Here is a 14,679-nt window from a genome sequence, read left to right as displayed (position 1 = left end):
ATATGGGTAAAAAGGATGATGAACCGATGAGAAGCATGACCGGCTATGGCCGCGCGCGTCTGGCGACCGAGGGCAGGGATATTGTAGTAGAGCTGCGTGCGGTCAACCACCGCTACCTGGATGTCAATGTCAAAGCGCCGCGGGGCTATGGCTTTTTGGAAGAAGCGCTCAAAAAGGAAGCCGGTAAGCGTATTTCGCGCGGCAAAGTCGATATTTTTGTAGCGATCACCGATACCGGCGCGCAGGAAACCGCAATCGTCCTGAACAAGGAACTGGCCCAGAGCTATTTGGATGCTCTGGTCGAATTGCGCGATACGCTGCATCTGCATGATGACATCACCGTGATGAGCATTGCACGGATGCCGGATGTCCTGGTCAGTGAACGTCTGGAAGTGGATGCCGAAGCGCTGACCAAGGCCGTGTGCGAGGTCTTTGACCAAGCTGTGAACGAATTTGACGGCATGCGGGCGCAGGAAGGCGAAAAAATGGCAGCCGACGTATCCAGCCGCATGCAGACCATCTTGGGACTGGTCGAAGAGGTGGAGAAGCGTTCGCCCGAGCGTGTGACCGCATATCGGGAACGGCTGGAAAAGCGGATGAACGAAATTTTGGCCGATACTACGGTCGATCCGCAGCGCATCCTCACCGAAGCGGCCATCTTTGCCGATAAGACGGCTGTGGACGAAGAAACCGTGCGTCTGCGCAGTCATCTGGAGCAGCTTCGGATGATGCTGGAGGACGATAAGCCGGTGGGCCGCAAGCTGGATTTCCTGGTGCAGGAGATGAACCGCGAAGCGAATACCATTGGTTCCAAGGCCAATGACACGGTGCTTGCCAATCTGGTAATCGGTCTTAAGGCGGAAATCGAGAAGATCCGGGAGCAGGTGCAGAACATCGAGTAACGGGAGGAAGCGATGAAGCTTATCAATATTGGCTTTGGCAACATGGTGTCCGCCAGCCGTCTGGTGGCCATCGTCAGTCCGGAATCGGCACCCATTAAGCGTATCGTGCAGGAGTCCCGCGACCGGGGCGTGCTGATCGACGCCACCTATGGCCGCCGCACCCGTGCGGTACTGATTACAGACAGCGATCATGTGATCCTGTCAGCCATTCAGCCGGAAACCATTGCCGGTCGGATGGAGACCCGGGAAGAGGAAGGGGAGGACAACAATGCGTAAACGGGGCAACCTTTATGTATTTACCGGCCCGTCCGGTACGGGAAAGGGCACCATTCTAAGTGAGGTACTGGGCAAGGACAAAAACCTGTATTTGTCGGTATCGGCCACGACCCGCACCCCGCGGGAAGGGGAGCGGGATGGTGTGCATTACTACTTCCTGACTCAGGAAAGGTTTGAAGAGCGCATTGCCGCCGGAGCTTTCCTGGAATATGCGCAATATGTCGGGAATTATTATGGTACACTCGAAGGCCCGGTCAACGACCAGCTGGAGGCTGGCAATGACGTTGTGCTGGAAATCGAAGTGCAGGGCGCTATGCAGATCCATGAAAAACGGCCGGATGCGGTCATGATTTTTGTTGCTCCGCCGTCGATGGAAGAACTGGAGCGCCGGCTGAAAGGGCGCGGCACCGAAAGCGAGGACAAAATTCGTCATCGCATGGAAACCGCCGAAAAAGAAATGACCTATGCCGACCGGTTTGATTATATTATTGTCAACGACGACTTGGCATGCGCGATCGATGACCTGATGGCCATTTTGCGCGCCGAGCGTTGCCGGAATAAACCATTGAATTTCAAATAAAGAGGGAGAAACTTATGTTAAAACCGTCCATGAATGAACTGATGAAGCGTGTTGGAAATCGTTATCTGCTGGTCAATCTGGCCGCGCAGCGTGCCCGTGACATCGCGCAGGAAGCCGAAGAAACCGGTGAGCCGCTGCCGGATAAGGCCGTAAAACTCGCGCTGGATGAAATCGCAGCAGGCACGATCGTGCACAAGCCGGGTCCGAAGATCGAAGAGCCCAAGGTGATGATCCCCCGCGAACTTAGCGGTACGTTGGATTTGGACCTGGATTTTGACGAAGACGGTCTGCTCGACGATGAGGAAGAGCACGACGCTGAGGATCACGAGGATATCGGCGAATGAACAGCCTGCAAGGAAAGTCGGTTGTCCTGTGTGTGACGGGGGGAATCGCAGCCTATAAAGCGGCAGATTTGACCTCGAAACTGAAGAAAAAGGGCGCCGAAGTCTTTATCCTGATGACCGAGTCGGCCACCGAATTTATTACGCCCCTGACCTTGGAAGTGCTGTCGAACAATCGCGTGACCGTCGATATGTTCAACCGGGAGTTCCCATGGGAAGTCGAACATATTTCGCTGGCCAAGCGGGCGGATGTGTTTGTCGTTGCTCCGGCAACAGCCAATGTCATCGGCAAAGCTGCGCATGGTATTGCCGACGATATGGTGACCACCACCTTGATGGCGACCAAGGCACCGCTTGTGATTGCACCGGCGATGAATACCGGCATGTATGAAAATCCGGTCGTGCAGCAGAATATCGAGCTGCTTCGTGCGCGTGGCACGCGGTTCGTAGAACCGGCCAGCGGACGCTTGGCCTGCGGGGATACCGGAAAGGGCAAGCTGGCCGACCCGGCGGAAATCGTTCATGCGATTGAATGCGCTGCAACGCCGCAGGATTTGGCGGGCGTATCGGTACTGGTTACCGCAGGGCCAACCCGTGAGGCGATGGACCCGGTCCGTTTTCTGTCCAATCATTCGACCGGTAAAATGGGCTACGCGATTGCGCAGAGCGCCCAGATGCGCGGCGCATCGGTGACCCTGGTATCTGGTCCGGTTGGGCTGGATGCACCGGCAGGCGTGCAGGTGGTTCCGGTCGTGTCCGCGCAGGATATGCGGGATGCCGTGATGGAACGCCTGGATAAGACCGACTGGGTCATCAAAGCAGCTGCGGTGGGCGATTATCGTCCCAAGCAGGCAGCAGAGGACAAACTCAAAAAGAAAAACGACGAAATGTCGGTCGAACTGGTGCGCAATCCGGATATTTTGGCCGAGATTGGCCACATGAAGCGGGACAATCAACTGGTCTGCGGTTTTTCGATGGAAACCCGCGACCTGCTGGACAATTCTAGGGCCAAGCTGGAAAAGAAGAACTGCGATATGATGGTCGCCAACAATCTGCGCACAAAAGGCGCAGGCTTTGCGCACGATACCAATGTTGCCACATTACTGTATCGGGATGGTACGAATGAGTCGCTGTCCCTGATGCGTAAGGATGATTTGGCCGATATCGTGCTCGACCGTCTGCTTCAAATTGCGCAGAGCAAAGGATAATTTTCATGCCCGATCGGATTTGCGCGGTTGCCGTGGATGCGGCGACATTCGCGATCGATAAATTATATACCTATATTTTGCCTGCTGCCTTGCAGGAAGGCGCGCAAGTTGGCTGCCGGGTGCTGGTACCGTTCGGGCGGGCCAGCAAACGGGCCGAAGGCATCATCCTGGCGTTTCGGGACGATGCGTCCCGGGAAAGACTGAAAGCCGTAGATGCCGTGCTCGATGACGAACCGGTACTCAGCGCGGCGCAGATTCGACTGGCCGTATGGATGCGGGAACGCCTGTATTGCACATTTTATGACTGTATCCGCGTCATCCTGCCCACAGGCTTGTGGCTCAAGCGAAACGATACCTACACACTGTGCGTGGAGGACGCAAATGCGCTGGAAGCGCTCAAGGCAGAAGGGTTTGGCCGGCTGCTGGCTGCCTTTGAGGAACAGCCGAGCCGGACGTTGGACGAAATCCGGCAGCTTTTGGGTGGGCGCACACCGGCAGGTCAGCTGGATGCGTTGTGCCGCCGCGGCATACTGGTATATGACAGCAAAATCACACAGCGGACGCAGGATAAAACCGAGCAGATGTACCACTTGGCGCTGGACCCGCAGGAAGCGCTGGCACGTGAAACACGAGCACGGCGCAGCGCGGTGCGACAGGATGTGATTGCCTGCTTGGCCGACGGACAGGCAATGAGCAAGCAGGAACTGCAATATATGACCGGCGTCTCGGACGGTATTTTGCGTACCATGGTCAAAAACAGTATTTTGGAGACCTTTGCCGAGGAGCGAATGCGTGTACCCGATTATTCGGATGTTTCCCTGGAGCCGCCCAAGTCTTTGACCGTAGCGCAGCAGCAGGTCTATGAGGGCTTGCGCGCGCAGCTGATGCAATCGCAGTCTTCGGTCGCTTTGCTGCACGGCGTTACGGGCAGCGGTAAGACGCAGATTTATTTAAACCTGATCGATGATGTGCTGGCAGAGGGCCAATCAGCCATTGTGCTGGTGCCGGAGATCGGATTGACCCCGCAGTTTATCCGGGTATTTGCCCAACGATTCGGCGGGGAAGTGACTGTGCTGCACTCGGCGCTCAGCGCCGGAGAGCGGTACGACAGCTGGAAAAAAATCCGTGCCGGCGCGGCGCGGGTAGTGATTGGCACTCGTTCGGCGGTGTTTGCCCCGGTCAAAAATCTTGGGCTTCTCGTCATTGACGAGGAACAGGACGGCGCGTATCAATCCGACCAGTCTCCGCGGTATCATGCACGCGATGTGGCGCGTTTTATCGCGCACCAGCAAGGGGCGCTGTTGCTGCTCGGTTCCGCTACCCCTTCGGTCGAAAGCTATTATTATGCACAGCAAGGGCGGTATGCTCTGTTTCACTTGCCTGAGCGTTTCGGTAGTGGCGGTTTGCCGCAGGTGACCATCGCCGACATGCGCGGTCTGTCACGCAAAGGGCTGACCGGTTCCATCGGTCCCATCCTGCGGGAGGAGATTGCCCACAATCTGGCGCAAGGGGAGCAAACCATTTTGTTCCTCAATCGCCGCGGCAACAGCCGGGTGATCGGTTGTACGATGTGCGGTTGGGTGCCGGAGTGTCCTTCGTGCTCGACGACCATGACGTATCATTCGGTCAATGGCCGGGCGATGTGTCACTATTGCGGCGCATCAATCAAAGTTCAGGAATTTTGTCCTTCCTGCGGCAGCGCCCATCTGTTTTTGGAAAACCCAGGAACCCAGCGGGTGGAGCAAGAACTGCACGAGTTGTTTCCAGAGGCACGTGTTTTGCGTATGGATGCCGATACGACATCCACCAAGAATGCCCACACCCAGCTTTTGCAAACCTTTGGGGAAGGGCAGGCCGATATCCTGCTGGGTACCCAGATGGTAACCAAAGGGTTGGATTTTGAACGGGTGACCCTGGTCGGGGTTCTGGATGCCGATCAGTCGCTGTATGCGCAGGACTTTCGCGCGCGGGAACGCACGTTTTCGCTGATTACCCAGGTCGTAGGCCGTGCCGGACGGCGCGAAGCGCAGGGGCGGGCGATTATCCAGACCTTCAGCCCGGAGCATCCGGTCATTCTGACCGCGGCCCGGCAGGATTATGCAGCCTTCTATGAGCAGGAACTGGAAAGTCGTCGGGCGATGCAATGTCCGCCCATCCGGGAACTGCTGCTGCTGTCAGCCAGCGGGGAACAAGAACAGGATGTGCTCGCTGCGCTGCTGCGGCTCAAGACCCGGCTGGCTGGCCTGATGGAAGGGCAGTTTGCTGATTTTAAATATCCGGTGCTTGGCCCCGCAGCGGCCAGCATCGTACGCATAGCCGGACGCTATCGGTATCATTTGACGATTCGCTGTCCGGACAACAAGCGGCGCCGGCAGTTGATTGCTGGCGTCATGCGAGAATTTGCCGCCGACCGGCGCAACCGGGGCGTGCATCTATTTGCCAACTTAAATCCGGACACTATGTAAAAAAGGGAGTCATGAAACATGGCGATTCGAAACATACTAACCCAAGGGGATGAAATGCTCAATAAAAAATGTCGCGTGGTTACGGCATTCGACGACCGGCTGCACACCTTGCTGGACGATATGAAGCAGACGCTGACCGAATCGGGCGGTGTCGGCCTGGCAGCGCCGCAAGTAGGTGTTTTGCGTCGGGTGGTCGTTCTGTTGGACATCAACCAGGACCCCGAAGAAATGATCGAGCTGGTCAACCCCGAAGTCATTGAAATGAATGAACTGGAGCCTACGGTCGAAGGCTGTCTGTCTGTGCCGGGCAAATACGGCTATGTGGACCGGCCGACCTGGGCAAAGATCCGCGCACAGGACCGGTTTGGCAACTGGTTTGAGCGCGAGGGTGAGGGCATTGTCGCACAGTGCTTCTGTCACGAGACCGAGCATTTGGACGGCCATCTGTTCACCGAAAAGGTGACCGAATACGTGGATATGGAGCAGGTGAACGAGGAATGAGAATCCTATTCATGGGCACGCCCGATTTCGCGGTGCCGAGTTTGGCCCGTCTCATAGACGATGGCCACGAGATTGTCGGCGTTTTGACCCAACCGGATAAGCCGCAGGGCCGCAAAATGAAACTCACCCCGCCGCCGATCAAGGTGCTCGCGCAGGAACATGGCCTACCGGTTCATCAGCCGCAGACCCTAAAAGACGGGGCGATTGCCGACTTGCTCGAGCAGACGCAGCCGGAACTCATTGTTGTTGTGGCGTATGGCAAGATTTTGCCCGCGTATGTGCTGGATTTTCCGCCGCATGGGTGCATCAATGTGCATGGTTCGCTCCTGCCACGCTGGCGAGGGGCGGCGCCCATCCAGTGGTCGGTCATCGCAGGCGATAAGTATGCCGGCGTTACCACGATGCAGATGGCGCAGGGGCTGGATACCGGTGATATGCTGCTGACCTATCGCACCGAGATCGGTGCGCGCGAAACGGCCGGGGAGTTGTTTGACCGGCTGGCACAGGCGGGCGCAGACTTGCTGCACGATACGATCGAGCAGCTCGATCAGATCACACCGCAGCCGCAGGAGGAAAGTGCAGCCTGCTATGCGTCCATGCTGGATAAAGATATGGCGCGCATCGACTGGTCGAAGTCGGAGCGTGAGATCGATTGCCTGATTCGTGGCCTGAATCCGTGGCCGGTCGCGTTGACCGAGCTCAGCGGCGCACGAATGAAGGTATTTGCAGCCGAGATGGAATCGGCAAAGGGCCGCCCCGGTGAAGTGCTGGAAGCGGACGCCAAAAAGGGATTGCTCGTTGCGTGCGGCGAAGGGGCGCTACGCCTGACCGAAATTCAGATGGTCGGCGGTAAGCGGATGCGTGCGCAAGACTATTTGCGGGGACATGCGATCGAAATAGGGACAGTTTTAGGGGTGTAACACAACAATATTTTGAAGAAAGTAGGTTGTTCTTATGCCTTATTACTATGGTTTTGACTATTACTATATCATTTTGGTTCTGCCTTGTATCGCGTTTGCGATGTGGGCGCAGTTCCGGGTCAAATCCACGTTTGAAAAGTACTCCCATGTATACAGCCGCCGTCAGATGACTGGCGCACAAGCGGCCGCTGCCGTATTGCGGGCTGGTGGCGTCAATGGTGTACGCATTGAACGGGTCGCTGGTCATTTGACCGACCACTTTGACCCGCGGGATAACGTGATTCGCCTTTCCCAAAGTGTCTATGATTCCACCTCGGTCGCATCCATCGGCGTCGCGGCGCATGAGGCCGGACATGCGGTCCAATATGCGGTGGGCTATGCGCCTATGAAGCTGCGCGCCGCCATTATCCCGCTGACCAATTTGGGTTCGACCCTGGCTTTGCCGCTCATTTTGATCGGTTTTCTCTTTAACTATGGTTCACTGATTACGGTTGGCATCGCCTTTTTTGCCTTTTCGACGTTGTTCCAGCTGGTCACGCTGCCGGTAGAGCTCAACGCATCCAACCGGGCTTTGGCAGCTATTCAAGATGGCGGTCTGCTTTACGACGATGAATGTCCGATGGCGAAAAAGACCCTGTGGGCCGCTGCGATGACGTATGTAGCTGCTTTGGCCGTTTCGCTGGCCCAGCTGTTGCGGCTGATCCTGCTGTTTGGAGGTCGAGGACGGAGCGATGATTAAAAAAAGACCGGCAAATGCCCGCGAAACCGCGGCATTTGCCCTATTTGCCGTGGCTGAGGATGACGCCTGGTCGGAAGGTGCACTGCATCACTTCCAACAGGCCGCCGGCCTGAACGGCCGGGATGCTGCGCTGGCAGCCCGGCTGACCTACGGCACGCTGCAAAATCGCTCGATGTGCGATTTTTATTTATCGAAATATTCCAAGATTCGGCTGGGGAAGATCGCGCCCCGTGTGCTGGACGCACTGCGCATGGGGGTCTATCAGCTGACCATGCTCGACCGGATTCCTGCACATGCGGCGGTCGGCGAGACGGTGCAGATTATTCGCCGGTATTGCCGGGCCGATGAGCGGACGGTAGGGTTTGCCAACGGGGTGCTGCGTGCCATCGCGCGCGACCAGGAAGCGGGTAAGCTTCCTCAGCTGGACTGCCCGGATAAAGAAAGCTATTACGCCCTGCGATACAGCCAGCCCGAATGGTTTATCCGCGCTTTGAGTGCACAGTTTGGGCAAAAGGAAGCGGGACAGATCGCTCAGGCCAACAATGAGAGCGCACCATCTTCGGTGCGGGTCAACCGGCGAAAGGCGACACCTTCGGAGGTTGCAGCGCACTTGCAGGCCGATGGGCTGGAAGTCTGCGCACATCCAACCGCAGAAAATATTCTGCTTTGCACAGGCGGCGATGTGTCGACTCATCCGCTGTTTCTGGATGGTACCATCACGGTGCAGGACGCGGCCAGTGTCGTATGCGTGGATACTTTGGACCCGCAGCCAGGCACCAAGGTGGTAGATTGTTGTGCGGCACCGGGCGGTAAAAGCTTTTACATAGCTGAAAAAATGGACGATCGCGGGAATTTGGTATCCTGCGATATTTATGAACATAAGCTGGATAAGATTGCGCAAGGTGCGCGCCGCTTAGGACTGAGCTGCATCCAGACACGTTTGGCTGACGGACGAGAGCCCCAAAACGATCTCATCGGCTGGGCAGATTTTGTTTTGTGTGATGTTCCTTGTTCGGGCTTTGGTATTTTGCGAAAGAAGCCGGAAATCCGCTTCAAAACCGAAGAGGAAATCCGCGATCTGCCGCAGACGCAGGCGGCTATCTTGGAAAATGCGTCCCGTTACGTAAAACCGGGCGGAACGCTCGTTTATTCGACCTGTACGGTGCTGGAGCAGGAAAATGGGGCGGTTGTGCAGCAATTTTTGCAGCAGCATCCGGATTTTTCTCTCGTGCCGTTTTCGCATCCGGTGTTCGGCGCAATCGGAGGGATGATTACTTTATTGCCGTCTCTGCACCAGACAGACGGATTTTTCATTGCAAAATTAAGGAGAGCGCCATGAGCAAGACCGAAATCAAATGTCTTAGCGTGGACGAACTCAAGCAAGCCCTGGTGGAAATGGGGGAAAAGCCCTTTCGGGCCAAACCCATTTTCAAGTGGCTGCATACCCCGGTGAGTTCGTTTGACGAGATGACCGACCAGTCCAAAGCGTTGCGCGAACGGTTGGCGGAACGGTTTGAACTGACAGTGCCCCATGTGGAGCGCAAGCAGCAATCCAAGATCGATGGCACAATCAAATATCTCTGGCGTATGCGCGAAGGCGACTGCGTGGAAAGCGTACTGATGCGCTATGAACATGGCAACACCATCTGCGTGTCCACCCAGGTCGGCTGCCGGATGGGGTGCAAATTTTGCGCTTCCGGTTTGCTGGGACTCAAGCGTAATCTGTCTGCCGGGGAGATTCTCGACCAGGTTTTATTTGCCGAAAAGGATTCGGGCCTGAAAATCAGCAATATTGTGCTGATGGGCACCGGAGAGCCGCTGGATAACTATGAGAATGTTCTGAAATTCCTGCATTTGGTATCTTGCCCGGAAGGGATTCAAATTGGACAGCGCCATATCTCCTTGTCAACCAGCGGATTAGCTGATAAAATAGAAGCGTTGGCAGGAGAAAAATTGCAGATCACATTATCCATCTCTCTGCATGCGCCGGACAACGAAAGCCGTGGACAGATCATGCCGGTCAACCGCAGTTATCCGATCGAACGGCTGATGCAGGCCTGCCGGCATTACTTTGATGTGACCGGACGCCGGATCTCTTATGAATATGCGATGTCCCGCGGGATTAGTGACCGGCCCTGGCAAGCCGAAAAGTTGGCAGCCTTGCTGCGCGGCCGGCCTTGTCATGTGAATTTGATCCCACTCAATCCGGTCAAGGAAAGTCCAATACAGCCTTCCACGCGGGAGGCCGTACGGCGTTTTCAACAAATTTTGGAGAAAAACGGGGTGACAGCAACCGTACGCCGCCGTTTGGGACCAGACATCGATGCGGCTTGCGGCCAGTTGCGCCGCAGGACCCTAGAAGAAGGTGATAGACAATGATCGCTTGTGGTAACACTCATAAAGGCATGGTCCGTCCGACCAATCAGGACAACTATGCGGTCGAATTGTTTGAAGAACTGGATACTGCGCTGTTGGTCGTTTGTGACGGTATGGGCGGCGCCAATGCCGGGAATGTGGCCAGTCGGTTTGCGTTGGATGAATTCCTCATCCAAATGCGGGAAGGCATCCGGACCGATATGGAGCAGACCGATGCAGAAGATTTGCTGCGTGTGGCAGCCCAATCGGCCAATCAGGCTGTTTTTGAATTATCCATCAAGCAGCCGGAATTTCGCGGCATGGGAACAACGCTGGTCTGCGCTTTGGTGCAGGGAGATCATGCCGAAATCCTCAATGTTGGTGATAGCCGCGCCTATCGAATTCATGGAGATTCTATCGAACAACTGACCGAGGATCATTCCTATGTGCAGGAGATGGTGCGGAAGGGGAAGATCACCAAAGAGGAATCGCGTTACCATCCTCATAAAAATTTGATCACACGGGCAGTCGGGGTCGATGCATTTGTTGACAGCGATTTGTTTCGTTATACTTTGGAGCCGGACGACGTTTTATTGCTTTGTTCGGACGGACTATGCGGTATGGTGGAAGATGACCAAATAGCCCGGATCGTTTCGAACGCCGATTCGTTGGAGGAAGCGGTCGACGACCTCATTGGATGCGCTTGTCAGCATGGCGGCGTGGACAATATCACCGTGGTTTTATATCGCCGCGGCGCTTTAGCCGAATAAGGAGAGAAGGAACGTATGGATAAATACATTGGAACCGTTCTTGGGGGCCGCTACGAGATCTTGGATGTACTCGGTGTCGGCGGCATGGCGATCGTGTATAAGGCCTATTGCCGGGTGCTCAACCGGTATGTTGCGATCAAAATGCTCAAAGAAGAGTTTACACAAGACGATGAGTTCCGCCGCCGTTTCTACAATGAATCGCAGGCGGTTGCCAAGCTTTCGCATAACAATATCGTTGCCATTTATGATGTTGTGCACTCGGATGGGCTGGATTACATCGTAATGGAGCTCATTGACGGTATTTCTTTGAAGGAATACCTGCAAAAGAAGGGACATTTATCCTGGCAGGAAACCGTATTCTTTGCGCAGCAGATTGCGCGTGCTCTGGAGCATGCACATAGCCGGGGCATCATCCATCAGGACATCAAGCCGCATAATATCATGTTGCTGCGAGACGGTACTGCAAAGGTCACCGACTTTGGTATTGCTCGCTTGGAAAGCAATCAGGAAACCCGTGTGATGCAGGAGGCCATTGGCTCGGTACACTATATTGCACCTGAACAGGCCAAGGGGTCTCCCATCGATGCCCGGGCCGACATTTATTCGCTGGGTGTTGTCATGTACGAAATGTTGACTGGCAAGCTGCCCTTTGAGGGAGATTCTGCTGTTGCAATCGTCATGCAGCATATCAATTCGGTACCGCTCATGCCCAGTGAGATCATGCCGAACATCCCCAAGGGCATGGATGATATCGTCATGCACGCCATGTGCCCCAATGTTTCCAAGCGCTATGCCACAGCGCAGGAACTGTACAATGATTTGGAGCGGATCAAACAGAATCCGGACGCACAATTTGGTTATGCGCAGCACGATACCCGTGGAGATGGCGCTTTGTTGGATGAAACACGCGCGATTTCCTATCAAAGACATCCGTCTTCGGATATGTCGCACGCAGCCGCGCCGCACCGCAGAGCAGAGGAACGTCCGCGTTCCAAGGAGCCGGCAGATGATTATGCACCGCGCCGTCCCCGCAAGAAAAGGTCCAAATCACCGATGGCGCTTGCCGGTATTGTGGTGGGTCTTGTCGCAGTCATTGCAGTTGTTGCCGGTATCTTTTTGATGATGCCAAGTGGCAGCGAAAAGGTTGCAGTCCCCAACTTCGTTGGTTTGGATATCGACGATGTACTCGCCGAGCAAGATGGCAAGTATGCCGATTTTTATCTGGCAGAAGCCGACAAACGCGAATATGACCCCAAATATAAGGAAGGACAGATCATCAGCCAGGATCCAGAGGAAGGCGAGAAGGTCACAAAGGGCACAAAAATCGTGCTGACCGTTTGCGGTACCGAGGAAGACCAGGAAGAGGAAGAAGGCTATGAACTCATTGACTTCTCCGATATGGAACTGAGTGAGGTTGAACGTCTGCTCAAACAAAATGGCCTGGAAGATGCCTATAAGATCGAAAAAGAGCCAAGCGATGAGATCGAAGAAGGTCGTGTCATCCGTTCGGATCCGGGCAAGGGCACCAAGGTCACCAAGGACGATACGATTACCATCTATGTCAGCAGCGGCAAGGAAACCGAAACGGTCAAGGTACCGGATGTGACCGGTATGACGCTGGATAGGGCAAAAGACATGCTCAAATCGTATGGCTTGACGGTCGGTGAAACCCACAACGAAGAGAGCGATCGTCCGGTCGGTGAAGTATTCCGCCAGTCGATTAAAGAAGGCACTAAGGTGGCAGAAGGTACAGCTGTCAATCTGTATATCAGTAAGGGCAAGACAGAAGAAACGACAGAGCCGGATAGCAGCAACGAAGGTGGCAACAGCGGCACAACGCAAGAGCCGAGTGAGCCCAGTGGCTCGCAGACGGGTACAGCCGAAGTTCCGGTGACGTTGCCCGATAGCGAATCCTGCCATGTAGTCATCTATCTGGGCAACGAAAAGCTGGCAGATAAGACATTGCCGGGTGGAGGCTCGCAGGTCATTCAGGTGACCGGACCGAAGGGTGATCAGATGTTGGACGTTTATATTGACGGCAACAAGACATCCGGCACCTACACGTTTAACTAAGAGGAGCGTGTGCATTGGAAAAACAGGGAACGATTTTAAAGGGCATCGGCGGTTTCTACTATGTAGATACCGCCGATGGCGTTATAGAATGTAAAGCACGCGGGAAATTTCGCAAGACGGTCGGCAAGCCGATGGTTGGAGATCGTGTGAAAATCGAAATGCAGACAGATGGTACCGGGTATCTGATGGAAATTGCACCGCGGCGAAATTATTTGATTCGGCCCGCACTGGCCAACATCGATTTGCTGGTTGCCGTTGCCTCGGCGGCACCGCCGGTAACCGACCCGTTTTTGGTCGATAAAGTGGTGGCGATTGCAGAGAATAAGGGTATTGAGCCGTTGGTCGTCGTGAATAAGACCGACCTAGACGCCGGGAAGGAATGGCTGCAAACCTATCAACTGGCAGGAATTGATGTTCTGGCCGTCAGCGCGGAAACCGGGGAGGGCATCCAGGATTTGCGACAAAAAATATCCGGAAAAACGGCAGCTTTTGCTGGCAATTCGGGCGTGGGCAAATCCAGTCTGCTCAATCAGCTGTTGCCGTCTTTCGGTGCGCAGGTGGGCGCGATTTCCGACCGCATCGGTCGGGGCCGTCATACCACCCGCCACATTGAGCTCGTACCACTGGATACGGGATATTTGGCCGATACCCCCGGCTTTTCTTCGTTTGATACCGAACAAATGGACTTGGTGCTGCGGGAAGATCTGCAATATGCTTTCCGGGAGTTTGCTCCGTATTTGGGACAATGCAAATTTACCGGCTGCGCCCATGTCAAAGAAAAGGGATGCGCCATTCTGGCAGCCGTCGAAGCCGGGGAAATTGCCCGCAGCCGACATGACAGCTATGTGAAACTCTATGAGAGCGTAAAGGATTTGAAAAAATGGGAGCTTGGGAAGGACGCCGGGCGCTGATTTTATCGGCGGCGCCCTGTGAAGATGTCGAATATGTCCGCGAATTTTTGCAAACCCAGAGCGATCCGGTCATTTTATGTGCGGATGGCGGTGTGCGGTATGCGCAGGCATTGGGGCTGATCCCGGATGTGGTCGTTGCAGATTTTGACTCCAGCGCGGGAACACCTAACTGCCGGGAACTCATTCGGCTCACGCCGGAAAAGGATGATACCGATACACAGCACTGCGTGGATGTGGCTATGGAACGCGGTTGCCGGGAACTGACCCTGGCATGTGCAACCGGTGGACGACTAGACCATCTGATGGCCAATTTACTTTTATGCGAAAGCGTGCAGGAGCGGGGCGGACGGTTGACCATTCTGGACAAGCAGAACACCGTTTTTTTACATGAAGGCGGACGCATGCAATTTGCCCGTGCCGATGCACGGAAATATATTTCGATCATTCCGCTGGACCGCAAGTTAGAGGGGGTCACCTTGCGTGGCATGAAATACCCCCTGGAAGATGCAGTCTTACAGCGTGACCGGATCATTTCGGTATCTAATGAGGCCATCGACCCCGTTTTTTCCATCGAGATTGGAAAGGGAAGGGCATTGATCATTTTTGCCGAAGATCGCGAATCCTCCTTGACCTTGTGA

Annotated in this window: 15 protein-coding genes; all 15 read left to right on the top strand. The window is 55.1% G+C overall.

All coding sequences use genetic code 11. The features are described 5' to 3' along the window. Nucleotides 1–2 precede the first annotated feature (2 nt). From EFB11_RS00865 to EFB11_RS00795, 15 genes are read left to right on the top strand one after another with little or no spacing between them, the layout of a single operon-like run. Complete coding sequence (locus EFB11_RS00865) at nt 3–902, top strand: YicC/YloC family endoribonuclease (protein WP_243115138.1); 900 nt, start codon at nt 3–5, stop codon at nt 900–902. A 12-nt stretch (nt 903–914) separates the two neighbouring features. Continuing rightward, nucleotides 915–1,178: an extracellular matrix/biofilm regulator RemA gene (remA, locus tag EFB11_RS00860; protein ID WP_122788482.1), complete on the top strand. Its 264-nt coding sequence runs from the start codon at nt 915–917 to the stop codon at nt 1,176–1,178. Then, nucleotides 1,171–1,758: a guanylate kinase gene (gmk, locus tag EFB11_RS00855; protein WP_122788480.1), complete on the top strand. Its 588-nt coding sequence runs from the start codon at nt 1,171–1,173 to the stop codon at nt 1,756–1,758. Before remA ends, gmk begins: the two co-directional genes overlap by 8 nt. A gap of 14 nt (nt 1,759–1,772) precedes the next feature. Next, nucleotides 1,773–2,102 carry a DNA-directed RNA polymerase subunit omega gene (rpoZ, locus tag EFB11_RS00850; protein ID WP_122788479.1) on the top strand — a complete coding sequence of 110 codons (330 nt, stop codon included), beginning with the start codon at nt 1,773–1,775 and terminating at the stop codon, nt 2,100–2,102. Beyond that, nucleotides 2,099–3,307, top strand: a complete 1,209-nt coding sequence (coaBC, locus tag EFB11_RS00845; RefSeq protein ID WP_122788477.1) for a bifunctional phosphopantothenoylcysteine decarboxylase/phosphopantothenate--cysteine ligase CoaBC — start codon at nt 2,099–2,101, stop codon at nt 3,305–3,307. The genes rpoZ and coaBC overlap by 4 nt, the downstream gene beginning before the upstream one ends. A gap of 5 nt (nt 3,308–3,312) precedes the next feature. Continuing rightward, nucleotides 3,313–5,772: a replication restart helicase PriA gene (gene priA / locus EFB11_RS00840; RefSeq protein WP_122788476.1), complete on the top strand. Its 2,460-nt coding sequence runs from the start codon at nt 3,313–3,315 to the stop codon at nt 5,770–5,772. Nucleotides 5,773–5,790: 18 nt separating this feature from the next. Beyond that, nucleotides 5,791–6,273 (top strand): peptide deformylase, encoded by a 483-nt coding sequence (gene def / locus EFB11_RS00835; RefSeq protein ID WP_122788474.1) that lies wholly within the window; start codon nt 5,791–5,793, stop codon nt 6,271–6,273. Further along, nucleotides 6,270–7,193: a methionyl-tRNA formyltransferase gene (gene fmt, locus EFB11_RS00830; RefSeq protein ID WP_122788472.1), complete on the top strand. Its 924-nt coding sequence runs from the start codon at nt 6,270–6,272 to the stop codon at nt 7,191–7,193. Before def ends, fmt begins: the two co-directional genes overlap by 4 nt. A gap of 34 nt (nt 7,194–7,227) precedes the next feature. Then, entirely contained in the window at nt 7,228–7,932 is a 705-nt protein-coding gene (locus EFB11_RS00825; RefSeq protein WP_122788470.1) for a zinc metallopeptidase, read from the top strand. Next, nucleotides 7,925–9,271: a 16S rRNA (cytosine(967)-C(5))-methyltransferase RsmB gene (rsmB, locus tag EFB11_RS00820; protein ID WP_122788469.1), complete on the top strand. Its 1,347-nt coding sequence runs from the start codon at nt 7,925–7,927 to the stop codon at nt 9,269–9,271. Before EFB11_RS00825 ends, rsmB begins: the two co-directional genes overlap by 8 nt. After that, complete coding sequence (rlmN, locus tag EFB11_RS00815; protein ID WP_122788467.1) at nt 9,268–10,311, top strand: 23S rRNA (adenine(2503)-C(2))-methyltransferase RlmN; 1,044 nt, start codon at nt 9,268–9,270, stop codon at nt 10,309–10,311. The genes rsmB and rlmN overlap by 4 nt, the downstream gene beginning before the upstream one ends. Beyond that, nucleotides 10,308–11,057, top strand: coding sequence for a Stp1/IreP family PP2C-type Ser/Thr phosphatase (locus tag EFB11_RS00810; protein ID WP_122788465.1), 750 nt, complete (start codon nt 10,308–10,310; stop codon nt 11,055–11,057). Before rlmN ends, EFB11_RS00810 begins: the two co-directional genes overlap by 4 nt. A 15-nt stretch (nt 11,058–11,072) precedes the next feature. Continuing rightward, nucleotides 11,073–13,130, top strand: a complete 2,058-nt coding sequence (gene pknB / locus EFB11_RS00805; protein WP_122788464.1) for a Stk1 family PASTA domain-containing Ser/Thr kinase — start codon at nt 11,073–11,075, stop codon at nt 13,128–13,130. Nucleotides 13,131–13,144: 14 nt separating this feature from the next. Next, nucleotides 13,145–14,041, top strand: coding sequence for a ribosome small subunit-dependent GTPase A (rsgA, locus tag EFB11_RS00800; protein ID WP_122788462.1), 897 nt, complete (start codon nt 13,145–13,147; stop codon nt 14,039–14,041). Then, on the top strand, nt 14,011–14,679 hold the full coding sequence (locus tag EFB11_RS00795) for a thiamine diphosphokinase (protein WP_122788461.1): 669 nt from the start codon (nt 14,011–14,013) through the stop codon (nt 14,677–14,679). Before rsgA ends, EFB11_RS00795 begins: the two co-directional genes overlap by 31 nt.

The sequence above is a fragment of the Intestinibacillus sp. Marseille-P6563 genome (assembly GCF_900604335.1).
Lineage (GTDB): Bacteria > Bacillota > Clostridia > Oscillospirales > Butyricicoccaceae > Butyricicoccus_B.
The sequence above is the reverse complement of the archived record's forward strand: the minus strand, read 5'-3'. Positions and strand labels throughout refer to the sequence as shown.

Coding starts and splice junctions, on each gene's coding strand:
- EFB11_RS00865 (WP_243115138.1), top strand. CDS start 3: ATGGGTAAAAAGGATGATGAACCGATGAGAAGCATGACCGGCTATGGC.
- remA (WP_122788482.1), top strand. CDS start 915: ATGAAGCTTATCAATATTGGCTTTGGCAACATGGTGTCCGCCAGCCGT.
- gmk (WP_122788480.1), top strand. CDS start 1,171: ATGCGTAAACGGGGCAACCTTTATGTATTTACCGGCCCGTCCGGTACG.
- rpoZ (WP_122788479.1), top strand. CDS start 1,773: ATGTTAAAACCGTCCATGAATGAACTGATGAAGCGTGTTGGAAATCGT.
- coaBC (WP_122788477.1), top strand. CDS start 2,099: ATGAACAGCCTGCAAGGAAAGTCGGTTGTCCTGTGTGTGACGGGGGGA.
- priA (WP_122788476.1), top strand. CDS start 3,313: ATGCCCGATCGGATTTGCGCGGTTGCCGTGGATGCGGCGACATTCGCG.
- def (WP_122788474.1), top strand. CDS start 5,791: ATGGCGATTCGAAACATACTAACCCAAGGGGATGAAATGCTCAATAAA.
- fmt (WP_122788472.1), top strand. CDS start 6,270: ATGAGAATCCTATTCATGGGCACGCCCGATTTCGCGGTGCCGAGTTTG.
- EFB11_RS00825 (WP_122788470.1), top strand. CDS start 7,228: ATGCCTTATTACTATGGTTTTGACTATTACTATATCATTTTGGTTCTG.
- rsmB (WP_122788469.1), top strand. CDS start 7,925: ATGATTAAAAAAAGACCGGCAAATGCCCGCGAAACCGCGGCATTTGCC.
- rlmN (WP_122788467.1), top strand. CDS start 9,268: ATGAGCAAGACCGAAATCAAATGTCTTAGCGTGGACGAACTCAAGCAA.
- EFB11_RS00810 (WP_122788465.1), top strand. CDS start 10,308: ATGATCGCTTGTGGTAACACTCATAAAGGCATGGTCCGTCCGACCAAT.
- pknB (WP_122788464.1), top strand. CDS start 11,073: ATGGATAAATACATTGGAACCGTTCTTGGGGGCCGCTACGAGATCTTG.
- EFB11_RS00795 (WP_122788461.1), top strand. CDS start 14,011: ATGGGAGCTTGGGAAGGACGCCGGGCGCTGATTTTATCGGCGGCGCCC.